This window comes from Bradyrhizobium sp. USDA 3397 (assembly GCF_054060965.1).
In genome coordinates, this window is record NZ_JBSSDS010000001.1 from 2,110,284 (window position 1) to 2,126,497 (window position 16,214).

Annotated in this window: 13 protein-coding genes; 5 read left to right on the forward strand and 8 right to left on the reverse strand. The window is 65.3% G+C overall.

Annotated elements, in window-relative coordinates; genetic code table 11:
- Positions 1 to 8: 8 nt before the first annotated feature.
- The 3 genes from ACVWYQ_RS10065 to ACVWYQ_RS10075 all read right to left on the reverse strand — a co-directional run bounded on the left by ACVWYQ_RS10065 (position 9) and on the right by ACVWYQ_RS10075 (position 3,314).
- Positions 9 to 941 (reverse strand): ABC transporter ATP-binding protein, encoded by a 933-nt coding sequence (locus ACVWYQ_RS10065; RefSeq protein ID WP_456725598.1) that lies wholly within the window; start codon positions 939 to 941, stop codon positions 9 to 11.
- Between the two features lie 5 nt (positions 942 to 946).
- Positions 947 to 1,786 (reverse strand): nitrate ABC transporter permease, encoded by an 840-nt coding sequence (ntrB, locus tag ACVWYQ_RS10070; RefSeq protein WP_456727135.1) that lies wholly within the window; start codon positions 1,784 to 1,786, stop codon positions 947 to 949.
- Positions 1,787 to 1,934: 148 nt separating this feature from the next.
- Positions 1,935 to 3,314: a CmpA/NrtA family ABC transporter substrate-binding protein gene (locus tag ACVWYQ_RS10075; RefSeq protein WP_404651069.1), complete on the reverse strand. Its 1,380-nt coding sequence runs from the start codon at positions 3,312 to 3,314 to the stop codon at positions 1,935 to 1,937.
- Between the two features lie 160 nt (positions 3,315 to 3,474).
- On the opposite strand from ACVWYQ_RS10075, the gene ACVWYQ_RS10080 reads away from it, so the two are divergent.
- Positions 3,475 to 5,421, forward strand: coding sequence for a sigma 54-interacting transcriptional regulator (locus tag ACVWYQ_RS10080; RefSeq protein ID WP_404651068.1), 1,947 nt, complete (start codon positions 3,475 to 3,477; stop codon positions 5,419 to 5,421).
- Between the two features lie 117 nt (positions 5,422 to 5,538).
- Here the strand turns inward: ACVWYQ_RS10080 and ACVWYQ_RS10085 are convergent, their stop codons facing one another.
- The 3 genes from ACVWYQ_RS10085 to ACVWYQ_RS10095 are packed head-to-tail and all read right to left on the reverse strand — an operon-like array spanning position 5,539 to position 8,171.
- Positions 5,539 to 6,417, reverse strand: coding sequence for a sulfurtransferase (locus ACVWYQ_RS10085; protein ID WP_456725599.1), 879 nt, complete (start codon positions 6,415 to 6,417; stop codon positions 5,539 to 5,541).
- A 42-nt stretch (positions 6,418 to 6,459) separates the two neighbouring features.
- Positions 6,460 to 7,593, reverse strand: coding sequence for an acyl-CoA dehydrogenase family protein (locus ACVWYQ_RS10090; protein WP_456725600.1), 1,134 nt, complete (start codon positions 7,591 to 7,593; stop codon positions 6,460 to 6,462).
- Between the two features lie 35 nt (positions 7,594 to 7,628).
- Entirely contained in the window at positions 7,629 to 8,171 is a 543-nt protein-coding gene (locus ACVWYQ_RS10095; protein ID WP_027576569.1) for an OsmC family protein, read from the reverse strand.
- A 247-nt stretch (positions 8,172 to 8,418) separates the two neighbouring features.
- On the opposite strand from ACVWYQ_RS10095, the gene ACVWYQ_RS10100 reads away from it, so the two are divergent.
- Positions 8,419 to 9,066 carry a TetR/AcrR family transcriptional regulator gene (locus ACVWYQ_RS10100; protein ID WP_271544983.1) on the forward strand — a complete coding sequence of 216 codons (648 nt, stop codon included), beginning with the start codon at positions 8,419 to 8,421 and terminating at the stop codon, positions 9,064 to 9,066.
- Between the two features lie 191 nt (positions 9,067 to 9,257).
- Here ACVWYQ_RS10100 and ACVWYQ_RS10105 read toward each other — a convergent pair whose 3' ends face one another.
- Complete coding sequence (locus ACVWYQ_RS10105) at positions 9,258 to 10,457, reverse strand: TrmJ/YjtD family RNA methyltransferase (RefSeq protein WP_404539855.1); 1,200 nt, start codon at positions 10,455 to 10,457, stop codon at positions 9,258 to 9,260.
- A 287-nt stretch (positions 10,458 to 10,744) separates the two neighbouring features.
- On the opposite strand from ACVWYQ_RS10105, the gene ACVWYQ_RS10110 reads away from it, so the two are divergent.
- From ACVWYQ_RS10110 to ACVWYQ_RS10120, 3 genes are all read left to right on the forward strand, one after another.
- Entirely contained in the window at positions 10,745 to 11,305 is a 561-nt protein-coding gene (locus tag ACVWYQ_RS10110; RefSeq protein WP_271544996.1) for a hypothetical protein, read from the forward strand.
- 115 nt (positions 11,306 to 11,420) lie between these two features.
- On the forward strand, positions 11,421 to 12,635 hold the full coding sequence (locus ACVWYQ_RS10115; protein ID WP_036043844.1) for an NADP-dependent isocitrate dehydrogenase: 1,215 nt from the start codon (positions 11,421 to 11,423) through the stop codon (positions 12,633 to 12,635).
- A gap of 98 nt (positions 12,636 to 12,733) precedes the next feature.
- Positions 12,734 to 13,228 carry a DUF3455 domain-containing protein gene (locus ACVWYQ_RS10120; RefSeq protein ID WP_404539851.1) on the forward strand — a complete coding sequence of 165 codons (495 nt, stop codon included), beginning with the start codon at positions 12,734 to 12,736 and terminating at the stop codon, positions 13,226 to 13,228.
- A 66-nt stretch (positions 13,229 to 13,294) separates the two neighbouring features.
- On the opposite strand, the gene alaS is transcribed toward ACVWYQ_RS10120, so the two are convergent.
- Entirely contained in the window at positions 13,295 to 15,976 is a 2,682-nt protein-coding gene (alaS, locus tag ACVWYQ_RS10125; protein ID WP_404539848.1) for an alanine--tRNA ligase, read from the reverse strand.
- Positions 15,977 to 16,214: the final 238 nt, after the last annotated feature.

A 16,214-nucleotide genomic window follows, 5' to 3' on the forward strand; every position in this document is an offset into this window, starting at 1 on the left:
GTCGCATCTCAGGAAAACGTGGATGGCCGGGACAAGCCCGGCCATGACGTCTCCCGTGGCGGCTCGGGCTTGGCATCCGAGGCGATCGTCAGCCCGGGCTTGCCGATCTGGATCAGCGGCACGTTGCGCGGATCGTAGCCGGGCGTCTCGGCGGCAAACGTCTTGCTGCGCGTCACCAGAAAATCGATGATGTGGTTGCGCAGCGCGTAGTACAGCGGATGGCGGTGCAGATCGGTGCGGCCGCGATCCCGCGGCAGCGGGTTCTCGACCACCTCCGCCAGCACCGCGCCGGGACCGTTGGTCATCAGAAAGATCTTGTCGGCGAGATAGATCGCCTCGTCGACGTCGTGGGTTATCATGAACGCGGTCTGACCGGTCTCCAGGCAAATGCGCCGCACCTCGTCCTGCAGCGTGCCGCGCGTCAGCGCGTCCAGCGCCGAGAACGGCTCGTCCATCAGCATCATCTTCGGCGTGATCGACAGCGCCCGTGCGATGCCAACGCGCTGCTTCATGCCGCCCGACAGCTCCGAGGGACGCTTGTGCTCGGCGCCGGACAGGCCGACGAGATCGATGAACTTCTGCGCATGCGCCCTTACCTTGGCGCGGTCCCAGCTGCGCCATTTCGAGCTGACGGCATAGGCGACGTTGCCGAGCACCGTGCGCCAGGGCAGCAGCGCATGGCTCTGGAAGATCACGGCGCGGTCGAGGCTGGTGCCCGAGATCGCCTGGCCGTCGACGATGACCGCGCCCTCGCTCGGCGCATCGAGCCCGGCGAGGATGTTGAGCACCGTGGTCTTGCCGCAGCCGGAATGGCCGATCACGCAAGCGAACTCGCCGCGCGCCATCGAGAGCCAGAGGTTCTGGAAGATGGTGGTCGTCGCGCCGCCCGCGCCGGGATAGCGCTTGGCGATGCCTTCGATCGAGATGAACTTGTCGGTCATCGCCTCTACTCCGGAAACGTGACCATGCGCGTGAAGCGCGCGAGGATCTGGTCGAGCAGCATGCCGACAATCCCGATCAGGAGGATCGCGATGATGACGTTGGTGATCGAGAGATTATTCCACTCGTTCCAGACGAAGTAGCCGATGCCGGTGCCGCCGACGAGCATCTCGGCGGCGACAATCACGAGCCAGGCGATGCCGATCGAGATGCGCATGCCGGTCAGGATGGTCGGGGCCGCCGCGGGCAGGATCACGGTGAAGGCGCGCCTGACGGTGCCGACCTCGAGCGTCCGCGCGACGTTGATCCATTCCTTGCGCACGCTCGCGACGCCGAACACCGTGTTGAGCAGCATCGGCCAAATCGAGCAGATGAAGATGACGAAGATGGCGGAGACCGAGGAATCCTTGATGGTATAGAGCGCGAGCGGCATCCAGGCCAAAGGCGAGATCGGCTTCAAGACCTGGATGAACGGATCGAGCGCCTTGCTCAAGAGCGGCGACATGCCGATCAGGAAGCCGAGCGGGATCGCGACCAGCACGGCCAGCAGATAGCCGGTGCCGACGCGCGCGATCGAATAAGCGAGCTGGATGCCGAGCCCCTTGTCGTTCGGCCCGTTGTCGTAGAACGGCCGCTTCAGATGCTCCCAGAGCTTTGCGCCGACATCGAGCGGCCCCGGCATCGCCGATTTGCCCTGCGTCGCGGTTAGGCCCATCAGCTTGGCGTATTCGGGGCTCATCGTCGCCACCTGTGCGGTGGAGCGCGTGGCGAGATGCCAGATGCCGAGAAAGGCGGCGAGCAGCACGAGGGAGACGAGGCCCGCGCGAAGGCGGAGGGAGGCGGTCATCATTCAAACCTCACCGGTTGTGTCCCGGACGCGATGCAGCACGTAGTGCTGCTTCGCAGAGCCGGGACCCAGTTGGGCCGCATGGGTCCCGGTTCTGCGTCGCACCGCTTCGCGCTGCGCCGCGCCCGGGACACGAGAGTGCAACTCATCACGACGCCTTCCTGATCTTGAAGCTCGCCAGATAGTCCTCGGGCTTGGCCGGATCGAAATTCTTCCCCATCACCGCGAACGACTTGTAGGCACTTGCCGGCGGCGTGAGGCCCATCTCGGTCATCAGCTTCTTGGTGTCGGTCGCCAGATACACCTGCTCGGCCACCGCCTTGTAGTCGACGTCGCCCTTGATCTGGCCCCAGCGCTTCATCTGCGTCAGCATCCACACCGCAAAGGACTGCCACGGGAACGGATCGAAATCGACGCGCTTGGGATCGGTCTTCACCCCGCCGAGGCCGTCGGCATAGGTGCCGGTCAGGACCTGCTCCAGCACGGTGACAGGCGCGTTGATGTAGTTCGCAGGCGCGATGGCTTCCGCGATCTGCTTGCGGTTCTCCGCCTTCGAGGCGTAGGCGGTGGCATCGACGATCGCCCGCGTCAGCGCCGCGAAGCTGTTCGGCGCCGTCGTGATGAACTCGCGGCTGGCGGCAAAGCTGCAGCAGGGATGGCCGTCCCAGATCTCCTTGGAGAGCAGATGCATGAAGCCGATGCCGTCATAGATCGCGCGCTGGCAGATGTTGTCGGGCGCGAGGAAGCCGTCGATGTTGTCGGCACGCAGATTCGCGACCATCTCCGGCGGGGGCACCGAGCGCAGCTGCACGTCGGTATCGGGATCGAGACCGTGCTCGGCGAGGTAATAGCGCAAGAGGTAATTGTGCATGGAATAGTCGAAGGGGATAGCGAATTTCAGCCCCTTCCAGTCCTTCGGATCGCGCTTGTCCTTGTGCTTGCTCGCCAGCACGATGCCCTGCCCGTTGATGTTCTCGATGGCCGGGACGGTGAACGGAATGGCGTTGGCGCCGAGCCCGAGCGAGATCGCGATCGGCATCGGTGCCAGCATGTGCGCGGCGTCGTATTCCTTGTTGATGGTCTTGTCGCGGATCACGGCCCAGCCGGCGGTCTTCACCACTTCGACGTTGAGGCCGTGCTTGGCATAGAAGCCCATTGGCGCTGCCATGATGATCGGCGTCGCGCAGGTGATCGGGATGAAGCCGACCTTGAGGTCTTTCTTCTCGGGCGCGCCGGCTTGCGCGAACACCTCGGTCGCCGTCTTGATCGGGAAGAATTGCGACAGCGCCGCGAGCGCGGTCGAGGCGCTGACCGACTTCAGGAAAGCGCGCCGCGCCACGTCTTGCGGAAACATCGCGCGCATCAATGCGGAGGCGACCACGCCCTCGTAGCGCTTCTCTTCGCTTGCGACCGGCTCGCAATGCAGCGCCGTGGCCTGCTCGTGCTCAGCCGCGGAACCATGCTGGCCGCAAACACAGCCGGCTCGAAGCTTGCGATCGGGATCAAACGGATTGTCGAACGTGGACATCGGCCCTCCTGCGCGTCAATGCGAGGAGCAATTACGCAAGGAGCATGCCACCGACGAAGAAGCGGGCATTGCCTTGATGACGCAGCATTTTCACCCGCGCTTGGCCGCTACGAAAACTCGTGATAAACGAGATTTCGTAGTTCAATTACGAGATTTCGCAATGGCAACGACGCCAATGCCCGTCCACGACGAGATGGCCCCCGTCATCGACCCGCGCATCGCGGCGTTCGAATCCTCGGTCGAGGCGATGCTGCTGGTCGATCCCTATGGCGACCAGATCGTCGATGCCAATCCCGCCGCCTGCGCCCTGCTCGGTTACGACCGCGCTTTGCTGCGGCAGACCAGGGCCAGCACGCTCCACGCCGGCGAGCTTGCCGCCCTCACCGTCTTCACCCAGGCCGTGCTGCACAAGGGCGCCTACTGGACCACCGCGCTCAATCCCCGCCACGCGACCGGGCAAGATCTCAAGCTCGAATATGCCGGCTGCCTGCTGCCGCATGACGGCCGCTCGCTGCTGCTGCTGACGCTGACCGACCTCGAAGCCCGCCGCCGGCGCAATGTCGATGCCGCCGCCGAAGACCATATGCGCGGCGGCATCTCGACCTGGCAGCGGGTCGAGCGCGTGTTCCAGGACATCGAGCGCGAGAACCAGCTGATCCTGCGCGCCGCCGGCGAAGGGATCTATGGCGTCAACGCCGAAGGCAAGACCACCTTCGTCAACCCTGCGGCCGAGCGCATGCTGGGCTGGACCGCCGAGGAGCTGGTCGGCAAGGAGATCCACCCGATCGTGCACCACACCCACCACGACGGCCGGCACTATCACAATCATGACTGCCCGATCTATGCGGCATTCCGCGACGGCGCCGTGCACCAGGTCGACGGCGAGGTGTTTTGGCGCAAGGACGGCTCGCCCGCCTGGGTCGAATACACATCGACGCCGATCCGCGATCGCGGCGTCGTGGTCGGCGCCGTCGTGGTGTTTCGCGACGTCAGCCAGCGCCGCGAGGCCGCCGAGAAGCTGCACGCGGCGCTTGCCGAGGTCGACCGTCTGCGCGAGCGGCTCGAGCTGGAGAACGCTTATCTCCAGGAGGAAATCCGCATCGAAACCAACCCGCGCGGCATCATCGGGGGCAGCGAGGCGATCCAGAAGACGCTGCGCCAGGTCAAGCTGGTCGCGCCGACCGCCGCGGCGGTGATGATCACCGGCGAATCCGGCACCGGCAAGGAGCTGATCGCGCGCGCCATCCACGAGGATTCCACCCGCAGCGACCGGCCGCTGATCCGCGTCAACTGCGCTGCGATCCCGCGCGAATTGTTCGAAAGCGAGTTCTTCGGCCATGTCCGCGGCGCCTTCACCGGCGCAACGCGCGACCGCATCGGCCGCTTCGAGCTCGCCGACGGCGGCACGCTATTCCTCGACGAGGTCGGCGAGATCCCGCTCGAGCTGCAAGGCAAGCTGCTGCGCGTGCTGCAGGAAGGCCATTTCGAGCGTGTCGGCGAGGCGCGCACCCGCGCCGTCGACGTTCGCGTCATCGCCGCGACCAATCGCGATCTCAAGCAGGAGGTCCAGCGCGGTCGCTTTCGCGAAGACCTCTATTTCCGCCTCAACGTGTTTCCGATCGAGACCGTCCCCTTGCGCGAGCGGCGCGAGGACATTCCCCTGCTTGCCCAGCATTTCCTGACGCGCGAGAGCAAGGCGCTGAAATCGAACCTGCGTCTGTCGGAGGGCGACGCGCGGCGGCTGACCCGCTACGACTGGCCCGGCAACGTCCGCGAACTGCAGAACGTGATCGAGCGCGCCGCGATCCTGTCGCAGAACGGCCGCCTGCGCATCGATCTGCCGGATACTTCAGGCGCACAAGCGCCTAGCGGCGCCACCCGCCAGAGGCCCGACGCGCGCCCCGCAATCATGACGTCGTCGGAAATGCGCGACCACGAGCGCGCCAACATTCTCGCCGCGCTCGAGGCCTGCGCCGGAAAAGTCTTCGGCCCCGGCGGCGCCGCCGAGATCCTCGACATCAAGCCGACCACGCTGGCCTCGCGGATCAAGGCGCTGGGAATCGCGCCTCGTCCGCAAGGGGCCCATCCTTCGAGACGCCCGCTTTAGGCGGGCTCCTCAGGATGAGGTCGGAGTGCGCGGCAACAGTATCAACAGACACCGGTCCCGCTTAGCCTCATCCTGAGGAGACCGCGAAGCGGTCGTCTCGAAGGACGAGGCGCTTGCTCACGCCGCCTTGGTCGTCACGCCAGCCGCCATCGGGAGGCCCTGCTCGATCGGCAAGGACGGATCGCGCGACCATTCGTTCCAGGAGCCGAAATACATCCGCACGTCCTTCACGCCGGCGTTCTTCAGCGCCAGGAACGTGTTCGAAGCGCGCGCGCCCTTGAAGCAATAGAGATAGACCGGCGTGGTCTGCGAGATGCCGACGGTGGCGCATTCGGCCAGAATCTCATCCTTCGATTTGAAGCGCGGGCCTTCGGCGGTCGGCTTCATCATGCGATACCATTCCAGCCACACGGCGCCGGGAATGCGGCCCTTGCGCGGGCAGAAATCCTTGCCGTACGGGGATGAGCTGTCGCCGATCCACTCGTCGACGTCGCGCACGTCGAGGATCGCGATGCCGGGCTTGCCGACCGCGGCGAGCATGGTCTTGGCGTCGATCAGGATCTCGCCCGCTTCGGGCACGATCACGAACGAGGCCTTCTCAGGCGCGGGCACATCCTTGGTCACCGGGAAGCCCGCGGCCGACCAGGCGTCGAAGCCGCCATGCAACACCTTCACCTTGGGATAGCCGAGCATGGTGAGCAGGTAATAGCCGCGGCAGGATTGGCCGAAGCCGGAGTTCATCGACTGTTCGTAGATCACCGCCGTCTCCTTGCCGGAAAGACCGGCAGCGCCGAACGCATCGGCGAATTTCGTCTTGAGTTCGGCCACGCCTTCCGGCGTCGAGGTCGCTAGGAACGTAAAGATCTCGTGCACGTCCACGGCGCCCGGCAGGTGCCCGGCGGCGTAAGCATCGGGGTTGCGGGTGTCGATGACGACACACGGCTCGGTCTTCAAGAGATCGGCGAGTTCGACGGCAGTGATCAGAACGTCAGTCATGGCAGCCTCTCCGTTGAGGTTGGTGGGGTGGACTCGTAGAACTCAGAAATCGGCGAGCATCTTGCGCAGCTGCTTGGTGGCCGGCGTGACGATCGCGACGAAATAGGCCTCGCGCAGGCGCCGCTGCGCCCGGTGGCTTTTGAGATAGCCGCGGGCACCACAATGCAGCATCGCCGCATGCGCCGCCGCGACACTGGCTTCGCCGGCGCGCAGCCGCAGCGCAATCACCTTGCGCCAATAGGTCTCCTCCTCGTTGTAGGGATCGCGCGCCAGCGCCATGGCCTCGGCCTCGAGCTCGGCGGCGAGCTCGCGGAAATGCACCGGCTGCTGCGGCAAATAGCGGTTGATATGGCCGAGGGGATTGTCGACCTCGTCCATGATGTTGATGCAATCCTTGATCACCCCCAGCGCCATGCCGGCCTGCAGCAAGATGAAGCCGGCGCGGATCTTCTTGACGAAGGGCGCGGCGGGATCGGCCAGGATCAGCTCATCGGGCACGAAAGCGTCGCGGAACTGCACGCCATAGGTGCCGGTGCCGTCCATCGCGAGGAACGGCTTGCACGGCGTCAGCGTGATCGCGGGGTCGGAGCAATCGGCCAGGAACATGACAGTGCCGTGCTCGCCACTTGCGATGCCCGCAACATCCTCGCGTTCGAAGATGGTGCCGAAGTAGTGATCAGGCCCGAGGTTGGAGACCCAGGGCAACGCACCGCGCACGATGTAGCCGCCCTCGACCTTGCGGCCCTTCAGCTTGAGCTTCTCGATGCCGAAAAAGCTCTTCATGGGATTGGAGAGCCCGGTGCCGCCGAGCACGTGACCGGTCGAGAAGGCATCGCCGAAGCGCTTTGCGAGCTTCACATTGGTGGAATTCGCCGCGTACCAGACCAGCGTGTTCTGGCACCAGGCCATGAAGGCCGTCGCACCGCAGACCTCGCCGATCGCCGCCATCGCCTGGATCGCGCAGCGCAGATCGGCGGGGCCTTCGTGCGGTACATGACTGCCCCACGCCCCGACCGCGCCGAGCTTGCGCAGCACCTCGGCCGGATAGACCGAACCGTCGTCGATGCCGGCGGCCAGCGGCGCGAGTTCTTGGCGCGCGATCCGCGCCACCTCGTCCGCAATCGACGGTGCGGGCTGATCCAGAACGTCGGCCCGCGATAAAGCCAGTGAACCCATGATCGTCTCCCGCACCCTGTCCTGATTGCCGCCTGCTAGATGCCGACCTCGAGATTGACCGGCCGGGTGAAGGTGTTGGCGACCGGCGACCATTTCTTCACATGGGCCACCAGCGCATTGATCTCGTCCGGCGAGATGCCCTCGCATTCCATGTCGACCTTGACGCGGACATCGGTGAAGCCGACCGGCTTGTCGGAGGTGTCGCCGGTGCCCCAGACCGCGGTGATGTTGAGATCCCCTTCCAGCTCCAGCTCGAGCTTGTTGACGATCCAGCCGCGATGCACGGCGTTGGCATGCAGGCCGACGGCAAGGCACGAGCCGAGCGCGGCCAGCGAGGCCTCCGACGGATTGGGCGCGGTGTCGTCACCCAAAAGCCCCGGCGGCTCGTCGACGATGTAGGGCGGCAGGTTGCGGATATAGTTGGCGTGGCGGAATTTGCCCTCCGCGACCGTCTTGCACTTCAAGGTCTTGATGACCTTCGGGTTTGCCTTGCCGTTGGCAATCAGTTGCTCGAGCCCGTTCTTGTCGATGGGCGCGAGGCACCCCGTCAGCACTGTCTTCTGAACGACGGCAGTCATCAATCTTCTCCCTGGCAGAAGTGGAAATCGGCAGGATACCGAACGGTCTGTTTCCTTGCATGGAGCGTGCCAGAGCCCGCGAAAAACAAAAGCCGAGGCTTTGGAGCCGCTTAAGCCTTCATGCCTGCGGATTGAACAGCCGGTCCTTGCTCAAACGCGATGCAGAGCGGCCAGGCTTTGCGAATCTTTTCAGCGCGAAACAGATGCGGCTTGCTGATGCGGCACGGCTGCGGGTAAGTTTGAGTCCATGGCAAAGACGTCATCGAAGAAGAATTCGCCCCACGCCGCTGCTGGCGACGACGAATCCGCACGCGGTCGCCTTCTCAACGCGGCGACGCATCTGTTCTGCAAGAACGGCATCAACGCCACCGGCATCGATGCGATCATCGAGGAAGCCGGCACCGCCAAGACCACGCTCTACAAATTGTTCGGCTCCAAGACCAACCTCGTCAACGCGGTGCTGGAGAGCGAAGGCAAGCAATGGCGCGAATGGTTCATCGGCGCCATGGAGCAAGGCGGCGGCGATGCGCAGGCGAAACTCACGCGCATCTTCCCTGCGCTGAAGAGCTGGTTCGCCGAAGAGCGCTTCTACGGCTGCCCCTTCATCAACGCCGTCGGCGAGCACGACAAGGACGCCAAGCAATTCCGCAACATCGCGCTGAAGCACAAGAAGATCGTGCTCGGCCACATCGAGAAACTCGCCGGCGAGCTCGGCTCAGCCGAGCCAGCAGTGCTGGCGCACCAGCTCGGCCTCATCATCGACGGCGCCATCGTCGCCGCGATGATCTCGCGCGACCCGGGCGTCGCGGATACCGCGGCGCTTACGGCAGGTCCCCTGCTCGGCCAGGCCAAGGCGAAGAAGAAGCGCGCGGCGGATCAGCTGGAGGCGGTGTGATCGCGCCGGTCTCGTAGCCCGCATGCAGCGAAGCGGAATGCGGGGACACCGTCCCGGATTACGCTCCGCTCCATCCGGGCTACGAAGATTTCGTAGGGTGGGCAAAGGCGCAAAGCGCCGTGCCCACCATTCTGTCTCAGCTTCGTTGATTGATGTGGTGGGCACGCTTCCCTTTGCCCACCCTACGGCACCTACGCGCTCTGCTCCACCATCCCCTGCAGCCGCACCAGCTCCGCCTCGAGATCGCGCTCCACATCCACTGCCCGAATGTCGAGCACCCGATAGTCGCGCGCTTCCAGCCACGTCCGCCGCGCCGCGCGATCTGCCGCGATCGCCTCGCCCTCGCCCGGGTTCACCAGCTCGATCGCGATCCGGTGCGGGAAGGAGACGAAATCCGGGATGTGCCGCCCGACCGGGGTCTGGCGCTTGAACCCACCTGCGAAGCGGCGATCACGCGTCAGCGCCTGCCAGAGCAGGCGTTCGGCGTCGGTCGGGTTGCGGCGGAGCAGGCGAGCAAGGCCCCGCACGGTCGAGCCGCTGTCGGGGACACCGCCGCCCTGCCCGTGCTCGGCCAGCAGCGCGCGCAGGCGCGTGGCCTGCTCGCCGTCGAGCACGCCGCCCTTGGCCGGCCCCTTGCGCCCCTCGGCGATTGCCATGATCACGCCGTGCAGGGTGTGCATGTCCTGCTTGGTCGGCTCCATCCGGGTGAAGATGTTGCGCAGGTTCACCAGCATGGTGTCGCGCTTCTCGGCCGGACGCAGGAACTCGACCTTGTCGAGCTCGCGCACGAGGTTGTCGAAGAAGGCCTGCATCTGGTGCTGCGAGGCGCGCTCGGATCTTTCAGGCATGGCGTGCGGCAGCGCGCCCGACGTCGCACGCTTGAACCATTCATAGCCGACCAAGAGCACGGCCTGGGCGAGGTTGAGCGAGGCAAAGCCCGGATTGACCGGGAAGGTGATGATGCGGTTGCAGAGCCCGACCTCCTCGTTGGTCAGCCCCCAGCGCTCGCGGCCGAACAGGATGCCGGCCCTGCCGCCGGTCGCGACGTGACCCGCGATCTCGGCCGCTGCGGCCTCCGGCCCGACCACGGGCTTGGCTTGGTCGTGGGGGCGTGCGGTGGTGGCGAACAGGAGGTCGAGATCGGCAACCGCCTGCTCGACCGTGTCGAACAGCTGCGCCTTCTCCAGGATATGGTCCGCGCCGGCGGCCGCTCGCTGGGCGGCGATGTTTGGCCAGCCGTCGCGCGGGTTGACGATGCGCAATCGGCTCAGGGCAAAATTGCCCATGGCGCGCGCGGCCATGCCGATGTTCTCGCCGAGCTGCGGCTCGACCAGGATCACGATGGGACCGTCGAGGGAAAGGCCGGCCTTGCTCTTGTCAGTCCCCGACATGTCGTTTCACTTTCGCGCTGGTTCTCAAGGCCTAGCCAACCAACTTTCTCGAGCCGGCTGTTCAGGAATGGATTGAGAGGGGGCCGTGAGCCGGCCCGTTTCTGTGTCCTTGCGTTTGCCTGTCCTGTCAGAATTCTCAAGCAAAATAATGAGGTTAAATTCCACTTTTCGCGCAGCTCCGGAGCTGCCTTGAACCCGATCGCGGCTTGTAGCGACGCAAGCGCGTGATGTCCGCAGCGCCGCCAATGTCCCGCTCTCGCTCTCCCTCACCCTCGCGCGCCTCGGTTATGGGACGCCACCGTGCGCACCAGCTTGCTGCCACGAACGTTCCGGCGGCGCTCCAGGCAGCGCGCGGCTGCCCAGATGCCTGGTATCGCGTCCAGGCGCTGGCGTCGGTCGCCGAGCATGCCGACCCGAAGCTCGCTTTGTCGATTCTCGAGGAGGCGGCGCGCGAGGCTCTCGCCTGTCACGATGCCTATGGCACGGTCGCCGTGATGTCGTGGCCGCTGAGCGTGGCGATGGCGCGCGGCTTTCGCGATTTCGTCGAACGCGAGTTGCCCCGATGTCTGGCGCTCGCAGGCCAGGTCACTCCCGCAGCGTCGCAGGCTTATGCGCTGGAGACGCTGTGGACCGCCTGTTTCGCGGTCGACGCCCACTGGGCCAAGCCGGTCTGGACCAGGATCCTGGCACTCTGTCATCCCGACCGGAGCTGGCGTGCCGCCCGACTGTACCTCCATGTCGCCGAGCGCCAGCAGGGCAAAAGCCCTGACGGGGCCGCCCGGGTGGTCCGGGCAATGCCCCAGGGCAAGACGCGTTCGTGGCTGGAGCGACGGTTCTGCCTTGCATAAAGGCCAGTCAATTCCTCCGGCCCATTCGCCTTCCACCCTCTTCACCGCGGTGCTATAGGGCCTGACCGGGACGCGCTGTTCCCTACGACACCCTCAAAGTAAGGCCCCATCCGCCATGGCAAAAATCAAGGTATCCAATCCCGTCGTCGAGCTCGATGGCGACGAGATGACCCGGATCATCTGGCAGTACATCAAGGACAAGCTGATCAACCCGTTCCTGGATGTCGAGCTGCTCTATTTCGACCTGGGCATGGAATACCGCGACCACACCAACGATCAGGTGACGATCGACGCGGCCGAGGCGATCAAGAAGGTCGGCGTCGGCGTCAAATGCGCCACCATCACCCCCGATGAAGCCCGGGTGAAGGAGTTCAATCTCAAGCAGATGTGGAAGTCGCCGAACGGCACCATCCGCAACATCCTCGGCGGCGTGATCTTCCGCGAGCCGATCATCTGCAAGAACGTGCCGCGCCTGGTTCCGGGCTGGACCAAGCCGATCATCATCGGCCGTCACGCCTATGGTGACCAGTACCGCGCCACCGACATCAAGTTCCCGGGCAAGGGCACCCTCTCGCTGAAGTTCGTCGGCGAGGACGGCACCGTGATCGAGAAGGAAGTGTTTAAGGCGCCCGGCGCCGGCGTCGCGATGGAGATGTACAATCTCGACGATTCCATCATCGACTTCGCCCGCGCTTCCTTCAATTACGGCCTGCTGCGCAATTACCCGGTGTACCTGTCGACCAAGAACACGATCCTCAAGGTCTATGACGGGCGCTTCAAGGACATCTTCCAGGACATCTTCGACCGCGAGTTCAAGAAGGAGTTCGACGCCAAGGGCCTGACCTACGAGCACCGCCTGATCGACGACATGGTGGCCTCGGCGCTGAAATGGTCAGGCGGCTATGTCTGGGCCTGTAAGAACTACGACGGCGACGTGCAGTCCGACACGGTCGCGCAGGGCTACGGCTCGCTCGGCCTGATGACCTCGGTGCTGCTCACCCCCGACGGCAAGACCGTCGAGGCGGAAGCTGCCCACGGCACGGTGACCCGCCATTACCGCGAGCACCAGAAGGGCAAGGAGACCTCGACCAACTCGATCGCCTCGATCTTCGCCTGGACGAGAGGCCTGTCGCACCGCGCCAAGCTCGACAACAACCCCGAGCTCGCCAAGTTCGCGGCCACGCTGGAGAAGGTCTGCGTCGACACCGTCGAGGCTGGCTACATGACCAAGGACCTCGCGCTCTTGGTCGGCGCCGACCAGCGCTGGCTCTCGACCACCGGCTTCCTCGACAAGGTCGCAGAGAACCTCACGAAAGAGCTGGCGGCGTAAAACCGGCCGCACTTTCGCGCGACCGGGCCAGACATCATCACGGGCCGCGCGACCAGCGCGGCCCGTTTCTTTTTGTGAGCTTTCGCGGAGATGCGACCATGTCGATCAAGCTTGCCGTGCCGTGCCTGTTGCTGCTCGCCGGACCGGCTGCGGCCGCCGACCCGCTCCCCGACGCCATCGCCGCACCGGGCGAGAGCGTCGTGCTCAGCGTCCACGCCGAGGGCGCGCAGGTCTATGAGTGCAAGGCGGGCACCGAGGGCAAGCTCGCCTGGGCCTTCCGCGAGCCGATCGCAACGCTGCTTTCAGACGGCAAGACGATCGGCCGCCACTATGCCGGCCCGAACTGGGAGCATGCCGACGGCAGCGCCGTGGTCGGCAAGGCCGTCGGCAACGCGCCAGGCGCGTTGGCCGCCGATATTCCCTGGCTGAAGCTGGAAGTCACGGCCCACCGCGGCAACGGCGTGCTCACATCAGTCGCCACGGTCCAGCGCATCAACACAAGTGGCGGCAAGCTCGACGGTGTCTGCGACAAGGCCGGCGAATTCAGGAGCGTGCCCTACTCGGCTGACTACGTCTTCCTGAAGAAGGGCTGACCGCTTTCCGGGCCGAACGGCGCGGAAAGGCGCCACGCCGTTGCCATTGAAGCCGCGACGCGCGCCTTAAGCGCCCGCCATCGCTTTTTCGATCGCGCTCAGGGCCTCGGACGCCTTGGCGCCATCGGGGCCGCCGGCCTGGGCCATGTCGGGCCGGCCGCCGCCGCCCTTGCCGCCGAGCGCCTCGGAGGCGATACGCACGAGATTCACGGCATTGAAGCGCGCGGTGAGGTCCTGTGTGACGCCGACCACAATTCCGGCCTTGCCGTCCCCGGTGACGCCGACGATGGCGACGACGCCCGAGCCAATCTGCTTCTTGCCGTCGTCGGCGAGACTCTTGAGATCCTTCATCTCGATGCCTTCGACCGCACGCGCCATCAGCTTGACGCCGCCGGCCTCGCGCACGCCCGACGCTGCGCCATTATTGCCGGCGGCAGCGCCGCCGCCCATCGCCAGCTTCTTGCGGGCATCGGAGAGCTCGCGCTCGAGCTTCTTGCGCTCCTCCATCAGCGCCGAGATGCGCGCCGGCACGTCGTCGAGCGAGGTGCGCAGCTCGTTCGCCGCAACCTTCGCCAGCGCCATGGTGTCGTTGGCATGCTTTCGCGCGTAGTTGCCCGTCAGCGCCTCGATCCGGCGCACGCCCGACGCGACCGCGCTCTCGCTCGTGACCGTGATCAGGCCGATATCGCCGGTGCGCTTCACATGCGTGCCGCCGCAGAGCTCGACCGACCAGCCGAGCGCGTTCGCGCCGCGCTCGCGCGCGGTCCTGCCCATCGAGACGACGCGGACCTCGTCGCCATATTTCTCGCCGAACAGCGCGCGCGCCCCGGCCTCGCGGGCCTCGTCGACGCCCATGACGCGCGTGGTGACCTCGTCGTTCTCCAGCACCACGTCGTTGGCGATGTCCTCGACCCGCGCGAGCTCTTCCGGAGTGATCGGCTTCGGATGCACGAAGTCGAAGCGCAGCCGATCCGGCGCGACCATCGAGCCGCGCTGGGCAATGTGATCGCCGAGCACCTGGCGCAGCGCCTCATGGATGATGTGGGTCGCCGAGTGATGGGCGCGGATGGTCGAGCGCCTGGAATGATCGACCTCGAGCTGCAGCGCGGTGCCGAGCTTCACTTCGCCACTCTCGACCGTGCCGATATGGACGAAGAGGTCGCCGAGCTTCTTCTGCGTATCGGTGACGCGGACCTTGATGCCGCCCTCGCCCGAGAACACGCCGGTGTCGCCGACCTGGCCGCCGGACTCCGCATAGAACGGCGTCTGGTTCAGCACGATCGCGCCCGTCTCGCCGGCCTTGAGGCTCGCGACCTCGGCGCCGTCCTTGACCAGCGCCGAGACCACGCCTTCGGCGCTCTCGGTCTCGTAGCCCAGGAATTCGGTGGCGCCGAGCTTCTCGCGCAGCGGGAACCAGATCGCCTCGGAGGCCGCCTCACCCGAGCCCTTCCAAGACTCGCGCGCCTTGGCCTTCTGGCGCTCCATCGCGTCGGTGAACGCCGCCTGGTCGACGCCGATGCCGCGCAACTTCAGCGCGTCCTGGGTCAGGTCGAGCGGGAAGCCGTAGGTGTCGTACAGCGTGAAGGCGACGTCGCCGTCGAACATGTCGCCTTTCTTCAGACCGGCGCTCTTCTCGTCCAGGATCGCCAAGCCGCGCGAAAGAGTCTTGCGGAAGCGGGTCTCTTCCAGCCGCAGCGTTTCCTCGATCAGCTTTTCCGCGCGGACCAGATCAGGATAGGCCTGGCCCATCTCGCGCACCAACGCCCAGACCAGCCGATGCATCAAGGGCTCCTTGGCGCCCAGGAGCTGCGCATGGCGCATCGCGCGGCGCATGATCCGGCGCAGCACATAGCCACGGCCCTCGTTGGAGGGCAGCACGCCGTCGGCGACCAGGAAGGCCGAGGAGCGCAAATGGTCGGCAATGACGCGGAACGAAGCCGCGGTGCGCTGGTTCGGCCCGGCGCCGAGCGCGGATGCGGCCGCATCGATCAGGTTCTTGAACAGGTCGGTCTCGAACACGGTCTCGACGCCCTGGAGGATGCAGGCCATGCGCTCCAGGCCCATGCCGGTGTCGATCGAGGGACGCGGCAGATTAACGCGCTCCTCCTTCGTCACCTGCTCGTATTGCATGAACACGAGATTCCAGAATTCGAGGAAGCGGTCGCCGTCCTCTTCCGGCGAGCCGGGAGGACCGCCCCAGATGTGCTCACCGCGGTCGATGAAGATCTCCGAGCAAGGGCCGCACGGCCCGGTGTCGCCCATCGCCCAGAAATTGTCGGAGGTCGGAATGCGGATGATGCGGTCGTCCGAGAAGCCGGCGATCTTCTTCCACAGCCCTGCCGCCTCGTCGTCGGTGTGGTAGACGGTGACGAGCAGCTTGTCCTTCTTCAGCCCGAACTCGGTCGTGATCAGCTTCCAGGCGAGCTCGATCGCGCGCTCCTTGAAGTAATCGCCGAACGAGAAATTGCCGAGCATCTCGAAGAAGGTGAGATGGCGCGCGGTGTAGCCGACATTGTCGAGGTCGTTGTGCTTGCCGCCGGCGCGCACACACTTCTGCGAGGTGGTGGCGCGCTGATAGGGCCGCTTCTCGACGCCGGTGAAGACGTTCTTGAACTGCACCATGCCGGCATTGGTGAACATCAACGTCGGGTCGTTGCGCGGCACGAGCGGCGAGGACGGCACGATCTCGTGGCCGTTCTCGGCAAAGAAGTTCAGAAAGGTCGACCTGATCTCGTTGACGCCGCTCATGTTCATCCAATCGGGTGTGCTAGAGCATGATCCGGAAAAGTGCGAAGCGGTTTTCCGGAAAGATCATGCTCAAACAAAGAGCTAAAGCGCGATGACTCATCGTGCTTTAGGGCCCGCTTTTTGCCGTCCAAACCGGACCGTTAAGGCTGATATCTGCGGGCCAAAGCGCTTTTAGACAAGGCCAGCTTCGCTGTCCAGAAACTGTGCAAGGAGATCAGAGGGTTGCCGCAGGCGCGCA

Bases quoted from the DNA above. Each gene is read 5' to 3' on its own strand.
- ACVWYQ_RS10065 (WP_456725598.1), bottom strand. From the start codon at position 941: ATGACCGACAAGTTCATCTCGATCGAAGGCATCGCCAAGCGCTATCCC.
- ntrB (WP_456727135.1), bottom strand. From the start codon at position 1,786: ATGACCGCCTCCCTCCGCCTTCGCGCGGGCCTCGTCTCCCTCGTGCTG.
- ACVWYQ_RS10075 (WP_404651069.1), bottom strand. From the start codon at position 3,314: ATGTCCACGTTCGACAATCCGTTTGATCCCGATCGCAAGCTTCGAGCC.
- ACVWYQ_RS10080 (WP_404651068.1), top strand. From the start codon at position 3,475: ATGGCAACGACGCCAATGCCCGTCCACGACGAGATGGCCCCCGTCATC.
- ACVWYQ_RS10085 (WP_456725599.1), bottom strand. From the start codon at position 6,417: ATGACTGACGTTCTGATCACTGCCGTCGAACTCGCCGATCTCTTGAAG.
- ACVWYQ_RS10090 (WP_456725600.1), bottom strand. From the start codon at position 7,593: ATGGGTTCACTGGCTTTATCGCGGGCCGACGTTCTGGATCAGCCCGCA.
- ACVWYQ_RS10095 (WP_027576569.1), bottom strand. From the start codon at position 8,171: ATGACTGCCGTCGTTCAGAAGACAGTGCTGACGGGGTGCCTCGCGCCC.
- ACVWYQ_RS10100 (WP_271544983.1), top strand. From the start codon at position 8,419: ATGGCAAAGACGTCATCGAAGAAGAATTCGCCCCACGCCGCTGCTGGC.
- ACVWYQ_RS10105 (WP_404539855.1), bottom strand. From the start codon at position 10,457: ATGTCGGGGACTGACAAGAGCAAGGCCGGCCTTTCCCTCGACGGTCCC.
- ACVWYQ_RS10110 (WP_271544996.1), top strand. From the start codon at position 10,745: ATGGGACGCCACCGTGCGCACCAGCTTGCTGCCACGAACGTTCCGGCG.
- ACVWYQ_RS10115 (WP_036043844.1), top strand. From the start codon at position 11,421: ATGGCAAAAATCAAGGTATCCAATCCCGTCGTCGAGCTCGATGGCGAC.
- ACVWYQ_RS10120 (WP_404539851.1), top strand. From the start codon at position 12,734: ATGTCGATCAAGCTTGCCGTGCCGTGCCTGTTGCTGCTCGCCGGACCG.
- alaS (WP_404539848.1), bottom strand. From the start codon at position 15,976: ATGAGCGGCGTCAACGAGATCAGGTCGACCTTTCTGAACTTCTTTGCC.